Genomic DNA, 15,393 nt, shown 5'->3' with positions numbered 1-15,393 from the left:
CGGAGGGAAATGCCATCCAGCCCCTGCGCACCTGCACTTGTGCCTAGTAGGCAACCATGGTCAGCAACTCGTATTCTGCGACCAGCTCATCATCCTGCTGTGTCAGGGTAACGTGCCAGCGAACCTCGCCGTAGTCATCATTGCGCTTGGTCTTGTGCTTGACCGTCAAACGCACCTTGATGGTGTCACCTGCCTCGACCGGTTTCATGAAACGCAGCCCGTCAAGACCGGTATTTGCCAAAACCGGCCCCTCGTTCGGTTCGACGAACAATCCGGCTGCGAAAGACAACAGCAAGTATCCATGTGCAACGCGACCCGGGAAGAACGGGTTACGTTCCGCCGCCGCCTGATCCATATGCGCATAGAAGGTATCACCGGTGAAGTTGGCGAAGTGTTCAATGTCCTCCATGGTGATGGTTCTTGGCGCCGTGTAAAGGGTCTCACCAATCGACAGATCGTGAAACCGGCGGGTAAAGGGATGAGCAGGACCTTCGATTTCGGTCGCGCCAGGCACCCATTTCCGGCCAATCGCTGTCAGCAGATCGGGCGAACCCTGAATGGCGGTGCGCTGCATATAGTGTTTCACACCCCGTACCCCGCCCATTTCTTCGCCGCCACCAGCGCGTCCCGGACCGCCATGAACCATGTGCGGCAGAGGAGAACCATGACCGGTGGATTCCTTCATCGAGTCACGGTTGTTGAAATACAGACGCCCGTGATACGCCCCTGATCCCATGGCAACCTGTCGCGCAACCTCGGGATCATGGGTGATCACCGACGCCACCAAAGAGCCCTGCCCACGGTTCGCCAGCTCGATGGCATGGTCAAGATCGCGATACCCCATCACTGTGCTGACCGGACCAAAGGCTTCGGTGTCGTGCACGCGCTGCGCCGCGTCAGGATTGGCGCAATGGAAGAGAATGGGCGGCAGGAACGCACCCTTTTCGGCATCAGCGCCCTCAACCGCGAAATCATCGGGGTTGCCGAAGACACGCTCGGCCTCTTGCCCAAGGATAGCAGCCTTTTCCAGAACATCACGCTTCTGACCGTTCGAAACCAACGCACCCATACGGGTGGTTTCCAGCTTTGGGTCACCGATGACCGTTTTCGCCAGTCGCGCCGACAACGCTTCGATTACCGCCTGTACCTGCGGTTCGGGCGCGATGATCCGACGGATTGCGGTGCATTTCTGCCCTGCCTTCGTGGTCATCTCGCGCTGGACTTCCTTCACGAAGAGGTCAAATTCCGGCGTGCCCGGCGCGGCATCGGGGCCAAGGATCGAACAGTTTAGGCTGTCCTGTTCCGCGACAAACCGTACCGAGTTCTCAAGGATCACCGGGTTGGAGCGCAGTTTCAGGGCTGTATCGGCGGATCCGGTAAAGCTGACCACGTCCTGCATGGTCAGACGGTCCAGCATGTCACCCAAACCACCCGAGACCAACTGCAATGCACCCGCTGGCAAGATGCCGGACTCAAGCATCAACCGAACACATAGCTCGGTCACATAACACGAGCTCGTGGCGGGTTTTACAATCGCCGGAACGCCCGCCAGAAGGGTTGGGGCAAGCTTTTCCAGCATCCCCCAAACCGGAAAATTGAACGCGTTGATGTGAATTGCCACACCTTGCAGCGGGGTGCAGATGTGCTGCCCCAGGAAAGTGCCGTTGCGCGAAAGCTGCTCGACATCGCCATCCAGATAGACATGACCGTCCGGCATTTCACGACGGCCTTTTGCGGCAAAGACAAACATCGTTCCGATGCCGCCGTCGATATCAATCATATGATCCGATTGCGTGGCACCGGTGTTGAAAGACAAATCATACATCGCCTGCTTGTGCTGACCCAAATGGACGGACAGCGCCTTGAGCATTTTGGCCCGTTCATGGAACGTCATTTTGCGCAGTGCCGCCCCCCCGACATTGCGCGCATAGTTCAACATCCCCTGTACATCCAAAGCATTGTTACCCGCTGTGGCGATAACCTCGCCGGTCACAGCGCTAGCTATCGCGCGGGCACCCTCGCCGGGCAAAACCCACTCACCGGCTGCAAAGCTGGAAATCTGTTGGATAGTCATGAGTGTCTCCTCATCTAAGTCGCGATCCCCGCGCTGCCACAAGCCGGTCTCGTGAAATCATATTTTAAACCGTACGGTCGGTCAATAAATTACCGAGCAAATTTCCCTCGCCGGATTTCTCAGACCCGCGCGGGTAAACGTGCAAACCCCCGAAACCGGATGCGCCCGCCCCGTTCGGCGCCGTCGGTGATGCGATAGTCTGGAAAACGGGCCAGAAACCGGCCCACGGCCACCCGGCCCTCCAGACGCGCGAGGGTCAGACCAACGCAGGTATGAGGCCCTCCGGCAAAGGCGTGATGCTTGTTGGGGCGTCTGTCCAAGATCATCTCGTCGTGCCGGTCAAACTGCCGTGGGTCACGGTTGGCCGCACCGATACACAGATGAACATCAGTACCTGCCGGAATGGTCTGACCGTGGATCGTTACATCAACGGTGGTCAGGCGATTGCCGAACTGGTTCGGGCTTTCCAGCCGCAGAAACTCGTCCACGGCCGAACCGATCAGATCCGGGTCGGCCAGCAACTCCGCCCGCTTGTCGCGGTGCCGGTCCAACAACTCCAATGCGTTGCCGATCAGGTTCGTTGTGGTCTCATGCCCAGCATTCAGGATGAAAATGCAGTTCTGATACAGCTCGACCTCGGTCAGGCCACCATCCGTGTCGTCCTGGATCAGCCGGGTCAGGACATCCGTTGCCGGATCTCCGGGGTTGGCGCGACGATCCTCGATGATATGCCGCAGGAAGTCTTTGAAGTCCGAGACCGATCTGTTACCCCACTCTTCCTGCTCCGGCGTCAATTGCGGCTCCAACGCACCAAGAATGGCCAGAGACCAATCGCGCAATGGCCCGCGTTCGGATCGTGGTATACCCAGCAGATTGCCGATGATCTCGATCGGGATTGCCCCGGCAAAATCCTCGATCAGTTCGACGTTGCCCTTGACCTGCATCTCGTCCAGCAGCCCATCGACAAGCTGGATCAGACCCGGTTCCATTTGCGCCAACGCGCGCGGGTTCATCGCGCCGACCATTACCTTGCGAACACGGGTATGCAGCGGCGGGTCATTAAACACCAAACTGGTGGTGTGGTGTTCATACAAGGGGCTGTCGACCCCGTATTTGGGGCCAAATACCGCTTTCTTGTCCGATATGAATCGCGAGGTGTCCCGGTAAACAAGGTCCAGATCCTCGTATCGGGACAGGATAACCGATCCGTCACGTTGCCAGCAGACGGGCGTATCTTCGCGCATAACGGCGTAGGCAGGATAGGGGTCTGTGTGAAACCCGTCCGGAAGCGCGGTCAGAGAGAACATCAGTGCCCCATCGCCCCCATTTGTTCAGGCAGAACCAACACTAACCATGGCACCAGAACGATCAGGGCCAGTCGGAAGATATCCGCCACCCAGAACGGAGTAACACCCTTGAAGATTGTTCCTGTTGACACATCTCCGACCACGCCTTTCAGAATGAAAACGTTCAAACCGACGGGTGGAGTGATCAGGCTGATTTCGGTCACGACAACCACAACAATGCCGAACCAGATCGGGTCATACCCCAACGACGTGACCAGCGGGAAAAAGATCGGCACTGTCAGCAGCAGCATCGAAAGGGATTCAAAGACGCAACCCAAAATGATGTAGATCCCAAGGATCATCAGGATCACCACAAAGGGTTCAACGTCGTACGCCGTAACCAATGCGATGAGCGCTTCAGGCAGACCGGCAAGGTTGATGAAATTCGAAAAGATCTGTGCGCCGATCAGAACCGAAAACAATGCTGCGGCGGTATAGGCGGTTTCCTTCAGCACCTCAAAAGTCGACCCCAAAGTAAGCCCACCTCGTGACAGAGCGATCAGGAAAGCGCCCATTGCACCCATGCCTGCCGCCTCGGTCGGGCTGAAGGTCAGGTTCAACGGATGAAAATCAAAAGCACCGTACAATCCACCAATCACCAGAAAGAACAGCAGCAAGACGGCCCAGACCGAGCGAACTGCGGACAGACGCTCGGCCCAGCCGTGGCGTTCGCCCGCCGGTCCTGACTCGGGCTTGCGCGCGACGGTCCAGCGCACGGCGAGCAGGTAGAACAGAATGCCAAGCAGGCCGGGAATGATACCCGCAACGAAAAGTTTCCCAATCGAGGTTTCGGTCAGCAGCCCGTAGATGACCAGGATCACCGACGGCGGAATAAGAATTCCAAGTGTGCCGCCCGCTGCAATCGATGCTGTCGACAGCTCGTCGGAATAGCCATAGCGGCGCATCTCCGGCATTGCGACCTTGGACATGGTGGCCGCCGTTGCCAGAGACGAGCCGCAAATGGCTGAAAAGCCTCCGCATGCCGCAACCGTCGCCATGGCGATACCACCCCGAAAATGGCCCAGAAAAGCGTTTGAAACTGCGTAAAGCTCACGCGCAAGCCCACCCTTGTTCACGAATAGGCCCATAAGGATGAACAGCGGGACCACCGACAGGCCGTAATCCTGCGCGGTGTCGGTGATCTGACGACCCACCATCGACATCGCGGCCTTTAACCCGCGCTCGGACAGAATGCTGCCGCCGCGTTCATAGGCAAAGCCAAGCGTTCCGACCAATCCCATTGCAAACACGATAGGCAAGCGCACCAGCACAAGAACAAGAACAAGAACAAAACCGATCAGCGCAGCGGTCATTGGGGGTGCTCCGACAAGGTATGGGGGGCAAAGAAGTGCAAGAAGCCGGTGATGATCATTGCAACAGCGGTGATCGCTATGAACCCCGAGATGAACCAGCCTACATAGAAGACTGGGATCGAAAGATATTCCGTGACGTCCCCGTAATCCCGCGCACGTTCAGCCAATACCCAGACACGCTGAATTGGCCAAAAAAGCATGATGCCAGAGAACAGATATACAATCGCATCACGTACCCGACTTAACCGCAGGCGTGAAAACAGCCCATCCGTCAGATCCACAGCGATTTGACCCTTGCCTGCTGAGATCATCGGCAAGACCGAGAACACGAGGACGGCCATCAGGATCCGGGTCAGTTCCGTGGCCGCCTCGATCGGGGCATTAAAAACAGAACGTAGGATGACATCAAAGAAGGTCATCACCATCAGGATGAACAGCGCGGCACAGGCCAGCAGCGTGGGCACGATACTGACGCGACGCGCAAAGGTCACGAGAGATTGCATAACGGGTCCCCAGCGGGTGAAATCGGCTGGCGGATCGCGTCCGCCAGCCCGACTGCGTTATTGCGCAGCCATTTCATTTACGATCATGTCGTAGGCGGCCTGGGCGTCGATGCCTGTGCCATTGACTTCGTCGATAACCTTGGCGCGTACATCCGCGGCAATCGCATTGAACTTTTCCAGATCTTCAGCGGATGCGGCATGGATTGCGTTACCTTCGGTGCCTTCGGTCTCTTCCCGGCCGATCGCATCGATCTCATCCCAGATCTTGCCAATTTCGCGGCTCAGCGGTTCCCCGAAAACGTTTTCTTCCAGCGCTGCCTGCAGATCGGCGGGCAGATCAGCAAAGGTGTCTTCGTTCATAATAAAGGCAAACGAACCGCGATACAGGCCGCCAGGGACCTCATAGACGTTCTGGGCCACTTCCGTCAGCTTGAAACCTTTGCGGGATTCAAAGGGCATGACGACGCCATCTGCGGCTTTGGAAGCCAAGGTTTCATACACTTTCGGTGCAGGAACCTGGATACCGGTTGCACCCAGCGCCGTGCCCACGTCACCACCAACACCGCCGGGGATGCGAACCTTGAGGCCCGAGACTTCGTCCAGTGTTGTTACCGGGTTGCTGGAATGCAGCTGAGCCGGACCATGTGTGTGCAAAGCGATCACTTTCACACCACGGTGTTCATCTGCCGCCTTCAAATGTGTGTCATATGCACGCCAATATGCGACCGACGCAGCCTCGGCCGAGCCTTCATATCCGGGCAGTTCGATCATCTTGGTGGTGACAAACCGGCCCGGCTGATAGCCGTGGAAAATGATCGAGGCATCAGCGGCGCCATCCATGATCAGGTCCATCTGCGCAGGGGGCGGGGCAAGGCCCAGCTTCAGTTCGGCGGTGACCTGACCATCGGTGGCCTCTTCGATCATCTCGACGAATTTCGGCCACATCTTGGCATTGATGCCATGGGTCGGCGGGGCCCAGCTGGAAATGGTCAGCGTATAGTCTGCCGCAAGCGCCACTGTACCTGAAACGGCCAGTGCAGCTGAGGCAAGAAGTGTGCTCAACCTTGTGAATTTCATAGTTCTGTCTCCTCCCTGTGAAACATGAGTCAAGAATGCGTTAATGGTCACTTTTGTAACCATCAACTTGTTAATTGTCCCCAAGACAACCCGCGACGCGCCATGAACCGGGGCTTTCCTTGGCTACGGTTTCCATCATTGCGTGCGACGTGTTGGCTCCGATTTCCTTGCAATAGTTCATCGGCCCGCCGCGCCAGCGCGGAAAGCCGTAGCCGTGAATTTGAACCATATCGACGGCTTCCGCGGACTCGGCGATCCCCTGCTGAATGATCAACGCGCCCTCGTTGGCCAGCACCGCCAGGATGCGCGACACGATTTCGTCCTGCGCATATGCCCGCCGCGTTATGCCCTGATCCGCCGAGTGGGACTCGATCAACGCCTCCACTTCGGGATCGCGGATCGGTTCGCGATGACCCTCTTCATAGCGATACCATCCTTTGCCCGTACGTTGGCCAAGACGACCCATCTCGCACAGCTGGTCAGCAATCGTCACATAACGTTCGTTCGGGTCGCGGGTTGCGGCATTGCGTTTTCGGTTGGCCCAGGCGATTTGGAGGCCGGTCAGATCCTGCAGCTCGTAAGGCCCCATGGGCATCCCGAAAGCTCGCATTGCCTGATCCACCTGATAAGGCAACGCCCCATCTGCCAGCAAATAATCGGCCTCGCGCCGATACGCAGCCAACATCCGGTTGCCGATAAATCCATCGCAGATGCCCGACAGGACAGAAACCTTGCGAAGCCTTTTTCCGAGCGCAAACCCTGTGGCGACAACTTCGGGCGAAGTTTGCGGCGTATGCACGACTTCCAACAGCTTCATGACATGGGCAGGGCTGAAGAAGTGCAGGCCAATGCACCGGGATTGATTTTCGATACCCGCGAAAATCTCGACCGGGCTCAGGTAAGACGTGTTCGTGGCCAGAATCGCGTCACGCTGCATATGGCGCGCCAATTCTGCAAAAACCTGTTGCTTGACTGACAAGTCTTCAAACACAGCCTCGATAGCCAACTGAATGTCGGCAGCTTCGGAGTAGCTGTCAACGGCGCGAAATGCAGAAAGGCGTTCCTGTAGCTGCGCTTCGGACATCTTGCCCCGCTTGACTGCCCCCTTTAACAGCCCCTCAACCCGATCATGGGCTGCGGCCGCTGCTTCCATATCCCTCTCGATCAGAGTGACCGAAAGACCGCCATTCAGGGCAGCGGTTGCGATCCCTGCCCCCATCAACCCGCCACCGACAACTGCGATCCGGCTGATATCGCGCGGGGCAACACCTGCGATCATCGAAGGTCTGGCCACCTTGCGCTCGGCAAAAAAGGCGTATCGCAGGGCGCGGCTTTCAGGGCTTTGACGCAGCGCCAGATGGCGCGCACGCTCTTTCGGCTGTGCGAAAGCAAAGGGTTCTGACGACCAGCTGAGCGCGGTCAGGTTTTCCAGCGGTGATTGCTGACCCCTGGCGGTTCTTTTCAAAGCCTGACGGCTCGTCTCCAGAAGGTCAGACGCGAATTCACCGACGGGCCGTTGACTGACAGGTGCCGGGCGCTTTGGCAGGTTGGCGACAAAGTCCAGAGCAGCCGCCGTTGGGTTATCGGCAATCAGGTCAATTCCCCCGAGATTGGCCATTTCCTCGGCTTTCAGGATTTTTCCCGAACAGGCGATGTCGATCGCCGCTTCCATTCCAACTAGGCGCGGCAATCGTTGCGTGCCCCCCGCCCCCGGGATCAGGCCCACATTGACTTCCGGCAGCCCAAAGCTGGTGCCCGGCGCTGCGATCCGCCACGCGCAGGCCATGGCAATTTCAAACCCGCCACCCAACACATTGCCGTGCATACAGGCGATAAACGGCACATTGCTGTCTTCGATCTTCTGAACAACATCAGGCAAATGCGGCTCAGCCGGAGCCGCGTCAAACTCGGACATATCACCGCCTGCGATGAATGTCCGACCGGCGCAGCACAGGACGGCAACCCGAGCTTTCTGAACTGCATCGACCGCGTCGGCCAGACCCTGCCGAACCCCCGTCGAGGTTGCGTTCACCGGCGGGTTGTCGACCGTGACCCAGGCCACGTCGCCCTTAAAGTCAACACTCACCAGCGACGGTTGCGGCATTTGCAATCCCTTTGATCAGTCCAGATTCGGTTCGGGTTTATATATTGACCAACCGTTCGGTTAATGCAATGATTAAGTTGTCACGGGAACAGATGAGACTGCCATGAGCGATACGATCCTTGTACATGATCACGGAAACTGGGTTGAAATAACCCTGAACCGCCCCGACAAGCTGAACTCGTTCAATGAGGAGATGCATCTTGCCCTTCACGACGCGCTGAAGAGCGCGCGCGAAAATGGTGCCCGCGCGATTTTGCTGACCGGCGCAGGGCGCGGTTTTTGTGCGGGTCAGGACCTTGGAGACCGCGATCCCTCGAAAATGGATGGCCCGCCCGACCTGGGCAAAACTGTACGCACTTTCTATGCCCCTTTGGTTCGACTGATCCGGTCTTTGAATTTCCCGGTCGTTTGTGCCGTCAACGGCGTGGCCGCGGGCGCGGGTGCGAACCTTGCACTGGCCTGCGACATGGTTCTGGCCAGGGAAAGCGCGAAGTTCATCCAAAGTTTTTCTAAGGTCGGGTTGATTCCGGACACAGGCGGCAGCTGGCACTTGCCCCGATTGTTGGGCGAGGCGCGCGCAAAGGGGCTGGCCCTGACAGCAATGCCCCTAACCGCCAAACAGGCGGAAGACTGGGGGTTGATCTGGAAGGCGCTTCCCGATGATCAGTTGATGACCGAAGCACGCGCTCTTGCCACGCAACTCGCAAACGGCCCCACCCTTGGCTTGGGTCTGACCAAGCAGTGCATTCAAACAGCAGCCACTACATCCTTGTCCGATCAGCTTGAAATTGAAGCGGACGCGATGAAAACCTGCGGGGAAAGTGCTGATTATGCCGAAGGCGTGTCCAGTTTCCTCGAAAAACGCGCACCGCATTTTCAGGGAAGATGATGATGACACCAAAAGAACGCGCCCAAAAATCCGCGGCGGCGATGTGGGCCAATGACGAAGCCAGTAAATGGTTCGGGATGGAGCTTGTCCAGGTCGATGAAGGGCGCGCTGTCCTGTCGCTGACTGTTGCGCTGCATCACTGTAACGGACACGGTATTTGCCATGGCGGCGTCACGCACGCTCTTGCTGACAGTGCTTTTGCCTTTGCCTGCAACAGCCGGAATGTTGCAACTGTAGCGCAGCATACGATGGTCAGCTATCTCGCACCGGGACGGAAGGGTGACCGCCTGACTGCCACCGCGACAGAAGTGAACCTGTCCGGTCGCAGCGGCATCTACGACGTCCGCGTCATCAATCAAGACAATACTCTGATCGCTGAATTTCGCGGCATGTCCCGCACCATTGGCGGCCAGAATTTTCAAGAATAGTTTCGTGACTGGAGGAGTTACGCGATGAAAGACCTTTCCCCCAACAAAGCGGACCTGGACCCGATCGAAATCGCCTCGATCGACGAAATTCGCGCCACACAGCTTGAGCGGCTGAAGTGGTCCGTGCGCCACGCCTATGAAAACGTTCCGATGTACAAACAGCGCTTTGACGAGGCTGGCGTGCATCCTGACGATCTTCAGCAGCTTTCGGATCTGTCAAAGTTTCCGTTCACGTATAAAAACGACCTGCGCGACAACTATCCGTTTGGTCTTTTTGCGGTTCCGCGCAGCGAGATAATTCGCCTGCACGCGTCCTCCGGCACGACAGGCAAACCGACAGTGGTCGGCTACACAAAGAATGACATAGACAACTGGGCTGACCTTGGCGCGCGGTCTCTTCGCGCGTCTGGGCTGCGCAAGGGCGACATGGTGCACAACGCCTACGGCTATGGGCTGTTCACCGGTGGGCTAGGTGCCCATTACGGGATCGAACGCCTTGGCGCGACTGTCGTCCCGATGTCGGGCGGGCAGACCGAAAAACAGGTCAACCTGATCAACGATTTCCGTCCTGACGGGATCATGGTTACACCCTCCTACATGCTCAATATCCTTGAACAGTTCCACAAGGCGGGTCTCGACCCACGTGAGAGCTCGCTGAAGGTTGGCGTTTTTGGTGCCGAACCCTGGACTGACGCGATGCGGGCCGAGGTCGAGGCGGCCTTCGACATGCACGCCGTCGATATCTATGGCCTGTCCGAGATCATGGGCCCCGGTGTCGCCAATGAATGCGTTGAAACCAAAGACGGGCCTGTAATCTGGGAGGATCACTTCCTGCCGGAAATCATCGACCCGGCAACCGGAGAAGTCCTGCCCGATGGCGAAACCGGAGAATTGGTGTTCACGACACTAACCAAAGAAGGGTTGCCGATGATCCGCTATCGCACACGCGATCTGACATGCCTGCTGCCGGGGACGGCGCGGTCCATGCGCCGGATGGCAAAAATTACAGGTCGCAGTGACGACATGATGATCCTGCGCGGCGTCAACGTCTTCCCCAGCCAGATCGAGGAACAGGTCATGGCAACGGGCGGTCTTGCCCCCTATTACCAGATCGAGCTCTACAAATCCGGTCGCATGGATGCCATGCGGGTCTTTGTTGAATCCTCCCCCGATTCCACCGACGAGCTGTCAAAAACGGCCGCTGCTCGGATGCTGACCAAGCGGATCAAGGACGTCGTTGGCGTTTCAACCGAAATTGTAGTAGGGGACCCCGGCGACGTCGAACGCTCTCAGGGCAAGGCGAAGCGCGTTGTAGACAATCGCGATAAGGACTGAGCCGTGGCCCGGACAATTGCTAAAGACCACGACCAAAAGCGAGAGCAGATCCTGAAGATGGCGGCAAAAGTGTTTGCCGACCAGGGGTTTGACCGTGCTTCGATGACCCTTTTGGCCAAAGAATGTGGGATCTCGAAAGCAAACATATACCACTACTATGACAGCAAGGATGCCATCCTGTATGACATCCTTGAAACGTACTTGCGTGAGTTGCGGGACCGGATTTGCAATGTTGATCTGGACGGCCTTAGCCCCGAACAGAAACTGCGCAAAGCAGTGCGCGAGATCCTTTTTGCCTATCAGGGTGCAGATGACGAGCACCGGGTTCAGATCAGTGGCATGAGCGCACTGACCGAGGAACAGCAAAAAAGGCTACGGGGCTATCAGCTTGATCTGGTGAACTTTGTACGCGACATACTTCTGGAGTTGTCCCCCGGTTCTTTTGACGGAGCCAAGGACAAGCTTCGGGGAGCGACGATGTCAGTCTTTGGCATGTTAAACTGGTATTACATGTGGAACACCGGCGCAGGCCCCAAAGCCCGCGAGGATTATGCCGATCTGGTGAGCACCCTGACCATGCATGGTGTGCAAAAGCTATAGGCGTGCCCCCTTGGGGAAAACACGCTTGGGGCTGGTCACGTGTGTTATTCTGAAATCTCAGGTCAGACTGGTCGGCTATCCTGAGGCGCGCCAATAAGGACCGTGGCTGCAGCGAGCGCGTGGCCTTCTTTCTTACTTTTTGCGCATCTTCAAATCGTCTAAGAAATTGCGTTTCGCTGCCATGACCTCTTCGTCCGTCATGTTTGATCTGTTCAATTCCAGAAAATACTCTGCGGCTCCAACCGGTTGGACATTCAAGTTACTGACAGGCGTAAGATCATCGGACCTTACGTTCAGCATCGATAGCACCTTTGTGGCGGGAAATAGACGGTCACTCATGTTTGAGGTGTCTAGGGAAACGACGTCGGCTCGGGAGGATACGGCATCCTTAACTCGGGCAACCACACCAGCAAGATCTGCGCCTTGCTGAAGTAGGTCCGCGTATTCCGAAAGGCCTTCCTGAATTCGGTTCGAACGTATGTTTTGCCAATAAACACTCTTAATCCAATCAGAGGCGTTCCTGGTGGTAAAAAAGAAGGTTGCACGCGCGTTACCATCAGCGAACTTCTCGATCTCATCCAATAGCACTTCAGACAAAACCGTTACCATGGAATAAGAATACACATTTTTACGCCCTGGAATCAGGCCCGCAAACTCCTCGTTACTAATCAAAAGCGGTTTGTCTGTTTCGTTTTCAAAGCGCGCCAGAGCTTGTCTTAATTGTTTACGAAACTTATTTAGCACTCGTTCTTCTTGCACTACAGAAAAGCGCCGTGCTGAGAAGCCCGCCTCTTGCAGATCACTCGGAACCAGAATATTCACTCTGCCCTTTAATCGGGAACGATTTCTGAGCAACATTGTTTGCAGTGTTCGAGTGCCTGTTTTATGAAACCCCTGATGTATAACGACTTTCAACATTTTCTTATCTCTCGCTAAACTCTCGTCGAAGTTGCCGGAAAAGCGCTTTCCTCAATATCCTTTCATCCTTCAAAGACCTACAAGTGACCTTTGACCTACCCACCGATGGTCCCTCACTCATAACGAGAGTGAGCGTGTTAGATATTCATAGTCTTCGGTTTCGGCTTGGGCAAACTCACCTGCGGCAATGACTTCATACAGGCTGGAAAACTCAGGAAAATCACCGTTCAGGGCGATCGCACCATCATCGGTAATCACCCAAAAGAAGGTATCCCCTGCAGCACTGAACGTTGCGAATTTCATAACAGGCTCTCCCAGACATCGCGGATGACATCCGCCGCCATCAGCACGTCATCGCGGGTTGTGTCGAATTGCCCGACCTGAAAACGGATGATCTTGCGGCCATTAAACATGCCTTGCGTCAGGTAAATTCGGCCATCGTCATTCAGCGCGTCCACCAGTCGCTGCTGAGCGGCGTCATCCCCTGGACAGCGAAAGGAAAACAGGCTCAGGATCGGGCCGGTGGTGATCTCAAACCCCTCTATCGCGCCGATCTTTTCTGCAAGTTCATTGGCCCAGAGCACATGGTTGCGAATTCGGCTCCGCAACCCGTCGAGACCGTATGACCGCATCAAGAACCAGATCTTCAATGCCCGGAACCGTCGACCCAGAGGGATTGTCCATTCCGAATAATTCGTTACCTCTGCCCCTGTGGTCTTGAGGTATTCCGGTTCGATCTTAAGCGTGTTGAGCTGTGGCGTGGCGTCCCGCAGAAACTGGATCGCGCAATCGAACTGCGCCCCCATCCATTTATGTGGGTTGAAGACAATGCTGTCGTAACGATCCGCCCCGGGCCAAAGGGCCTCACGAAGCTCGGGGCAGATCATCGCCGACCCCGCCCAGGCCGCGTCGAGATGCGTATAGAGGTCGTATTTTTGCGCGATGTCAGCCACCGCCACCAGATCATCGCAGGCCCCAACCCCGGTGCCGCCCGTAATTGCAATGATACCAGCAGGTACATACCCGGCCGCGATGTCACCCTGAATTGCGACATCAAGAGCCTCTGCATCAATCGTATAGGTCGGACCACGTGTCGGCAGTTTCACCAGATTGTCCTGACCGATCCCTGCAACCCAGCAGGCCCGATCAATCGACGAATGAACCTGATCCGAGCAGTAGATGCGCAGTGCGCCCTTGGCGTTCAGGCCTTCGCGGTTGCCGGTAAACCCTGTGGCCCGTTCCCGCATGGTCAGCACAGCCGACAACGTGGCAGATGATGCGCTGTCCTGAATAACTCCGGTCGTTCCTTCCGGCAATCCAAGCGCCTGCCGCAGCCAATCGACCATGACACCTTCGACCTCGGTCGCAGCTGGTGAGGTCTGCCATAGCATGCATTGCGCCGCGATTGTGGTCACCAGCATTTCAGCCAGCATCGACGGCGGCGCTGCGTTGGCCGGGAAATAGGCAAAGAACCGGGGATGTTGCCAATGTGTGATACCCGGCATCACGATTCGTTCGAAATCGGCCATGATGGCTTCCATGGGCTCGCCACTATCGGGGGGCGATGCCTTTAGCTGGGCCGCGATTTCTCCTGGTGTGGTCTTGGCCCGAACAGGACGTTCAGCAAGTGTCTTGTGGTAATCGGCCGCCCATTTCGAAATGTGCTGACCCCAATGCGAAAACGCGTCCCAATCCATGCGCAAGCCTTCTCTTGTAACTGAACACCAATTTGTCCAGTCCCCGACCTTACCCGTTCGGCTCGCGGATTAAAGCCGAACAGGTGTGCTTTCTTCAAATGAAAAGGTCCCGAGTTCTGCCTTCAGACCGAAAAGCTGACATTCGCCTGACCTGTGCCAGAGCTGCCGAAGTAGGGGGTGTAGATGTCGATCTCACCCTTGTAGCTGCCCCAGCCCAGAGCTCCGAACAGCAAAGCCGTGTCATTCATGGCGCATTCGCCTGCGCATTTCTTCGCATAGTCCGGCAGCATTTCAAGGAACTCTTCGAACCGTCCCTGTTCCCACATCTCCAGCACGTGCATATCCATCTGGCGGTTGAACTCGCCGTTTACCGCATTCAATCCGTGGACCGAGCGCTCATTCGGCGTGAAATCATGGCTGAGTGAGCCAGAGGCCAGTATGGAAACGTTCCGGTCGGAACGCCGGATACCTTCGGCAATGGCCTCACCCCAGACGCGGTTTTCCTGGATCGACGAGAACTGGTTGACTGCAACGGGCAAAACGCGCGCATTCACCCCTTCGTTGATGAAATGCATAGGCAGAAGGGTGCCATATTCCATTCCCATATCAGGGTGCGAATGGCCAAGCGCTCGCTCGCCGCGCTCACGCAGAACATCAAGGATGGTTTCCCCCAACGCGTTATCTCCGCGATAATCAAACTCCATGTCTGCCAGCATGTGCGGCAGTTCATGACTGATGAAGCGGCCTTTGTGGTGCTCTTTGGTATTCAGGTGAAACCCCTGATTGGTGATCCAATGGGTGTCGAACACAAGAAAGGTCTCGACCTCGCGGTCTATCGCGTCCTGGCGCAGGCGCGCATAACCATCAATGGCAGACTGCCGGATGCCTTTGTATTTTGGCATCGTGTGGGACATCCAGATACTTGGCACATGCGTGATCTTCGCGGCTTGTACGATCTTTCCCATGGCAGTTCCTCCTCGTGTTTACCGACGTCTGTGTACCAGAGCCCTTGCCCGAGTTCACTTCCCCAGCTGCATGATGTTGTGATTTCCGGTTGCGAAGCCGACGTGTTTTTGTTCCATGTAGAACTCGAAGCTCCAGTTGCCGCC

Annotated in this window: 14 protein-coding genes; 4 read left to right on the top strand and 10 right to left on the bottom strand. The window is 56.6% G+C overall.

The window, feature by feature from the left end:
• Positions 1 to 43: 43 nt before the first annotated feature.
• The 6 genes from paaZ to ACR0ES_RS18835 all read right to left on the bottom strand — a co-directional run bounded on the left by paaZ (position 44) and on the right by ACR0ES_RS18835 (position 8,417).
• Positions 44 to 2,074 carry a phenylacetic acid degradation bifunctional protein PaaZ gene (paaZ, locus tag ACR0ES_RS18860; protein WP_480871495.1) on the bottom strand — a complete coding sequence of 677 codons (2,031 nt, stop codon included), beginning with the start codon at positions 2,072 to 2,074 and terminating at the stop codon, positions 44 to 46.
• Positions 2,075 to 2,193: 119 nt separating this feature from the next.
• Positions 2,194 to 3,381 carry a cytochrome P450 gene (locus tag ACR0ES_RS18855; protein WP_480871494.1) on the bottom strand — a complete coding sequence of 396 codons (1,188 nt, stop codon included), beginning with the start codon at positions 3,379 to 3,381 and terminating at the stop codon, positions 2,194 to 2,196.
• Positions 3,381 to 4,733 (bottom strand): TRAP transporter large permease, encoded by a 1,353-nt coding sequence (locus tag ACR0ES_RS18850; RefSeq protein ID WP_267366798.1) that lies wholly within the window; start codon positions 4,731 to 4,733, stop codon positions 3,381 to 3,383. The genes ACR0ES_RS18855 and ACR0ES_RS18850 overlap by 1 nt, the downstream gene beginning before the upstream one ends.
• Entirely contained in the window at positions 4,730 to 5,236 is a 507-nt protein-coding gene (locus ACR0ES_RS18845; RefSeq protein ID WP_209507551.1) for a TRAP transporter small permease, read from the bottom strand. The genes ACR0ES_RS18850 and ACR0ES_RS18845 overlap by 4 nt, the downstream gene beginning before the upstream one ends.
• 57 nt (positions 5,237 to 5,293) lie before the next feature.
• Entirely contained in the window at positions 5,294 to 6,313 is a 1,020-nt protein-coding gene (locus ACR0ES_RS18840; RefSeq protein WP_480774446.1) for a TRAP transporter substrate-binding protein, read from the bottom strand.
• A gap of 70 nt (positions 6,314 to 6,383) precedes the next feature.
• A complete protein-coding gene (locus ACR0ES_RS18835) occupies positions 6,384 to 8,417 on the bottom strand; it encodes an FAD-dependent oxidoreductase (protein ID WP_480871493.1) in 2,034 nt (677 codons plus the stop codon).
• 103 nt (positions 8,418 to 8,520) lie between these two features.
• Between ACR0ES_RS18835 and paaG the strand changes: the two genes are divergently transcribed.
• Genes paaG through ACR0ES_RS18815 form a run of 4 tightly spaced genes read left to right on the top strand, consistent with a single transcriptional unit; the run spans position 8,521 to position 11,669 of the window.
• Positions 8,521 to 9,306: a 2-(1,2-epoxy-1,2-dihydrophenyl)acetyl-CoA isomerase PaaG gene (gene paaG, locus ACR0ES_RS18830; protein WP_480774448.1), complete on the top strand. Its 786-nt coding sequence runs from the start codon at positions 8,521 to 8,523 to the stop codon at positions 9,304 to 9,306.
• Positions 9,307 to 9,308: 2 nt separating this feature from the next.
• Positions 9,309 to 9,734, top strand: coding sequence for a hydroxyphenylacetyl-CoA thioesterase PaaI (gene paaI, locus ACR0ES_RS18825; protein ID WP_480871492.1), 426 nt, complete (start codon positions 9,309 to 9,311; stop codon positions 9,732 to 9,734).
• A gap of 24 nt (positions 9,735 to 9,758) precedes the next feature.
• A complete protein-coding gene (gene paaK, locus ACR0ES_RS18820; protein WP_267365260.1) occupies positions 9,759 to 11,069 on the top strand; it encodes a phenylacetate--CoA ligase PaaK in 1,311 nt (436 codons plus the stop codon).
• A 3-nt stretch (positions 11,070 to 11,072) separates the two neighbouring features.
• Positions 11,073 to 11,669 (top strand): TetR/AcrR family transcriptional regulator, encoded by a 597-nt coding sequence (locus ACR0ES_RS18815; protein ID WP_480478162.1) that lies wholly within the window; start codon positions 11,073 to 11,075, stop codon positions 11,667 to 11,669.
• A gap of 132 nt (positions 11,670 to 11,801) precedes the next feature.
• Here the strand turns inward: ACR0ES_RS18815 and ACR0ES_RS18810 are convergent, their stop codons facing one another.
• From ACR0ES_RS18810 to hpaD, 4 genes are all read right to left on the bottom strand, one after another.
• Positions 11,802 to 12,587 carry a hypothetical protein gene (locus ACR0ES_RS18810; protein ID WP_480484863.1) on the bottom strand — a complete coding sequence of 262 codons (786 nt, stop codon included), beginning with the start codon at positions 12,585 to 12,587 and terminating at the stop codon, positions 11,802 to 11,804.
• A gap of 117 nt (positions 12,588 to 12,704) precedes the next feature.
• Positions 12,705 to 12,890: a hypothetical protein gene (locus tag ACR0ES_RS18805; protein ID WP_480478160.1), complete on the bottom strand. Its 186-nt coding sequence runs from the start codon at positions 12,888 to 12,890 to the stop codon at positions 12,705 to 12,707.
• Positions 12,887 to 14,284 carry a pyridoxal phosphate-dependent decarboxylase family protein gene (locus ACR0ES_RS18800; protein ID WP_480478158.1) on the bottom strand — a complete coding sequence of 466 codons (1,398 nt, stop codon included), beginning with the start codon at positions 14,282 to 14,284 and terminating at the stop codon, positions 12,887 to 12,889. Before ACR0ES_RS18800 ends, ACR0ES_RS18805 begins: the two co-directional genes overlap by 4 nt.
• Before the next feature lie 122 nt (positions 14,285 to 14,406).
• Positions 14,407 to 15,249, bottom strand: coding sequence for a 3,4-dihydroxyphenylacetate 2,3-dioxygenase (hpaD, locus tag ACR0ES_RS18795; protein ID WP_480871491.1), 843 nt, complete (start codon positions 15,247 to 15,249; stop codon positions 14,407 to 14,409).
• Positions 15,250 to 15,393 lie beyond the last annotated feature (144 nt).

Source organism: Ruegeria sp. N7, assembly GCF_056531345.1.
This window is presented reverse-complemented; position numbering and strand designations above follow the sequence as displayed.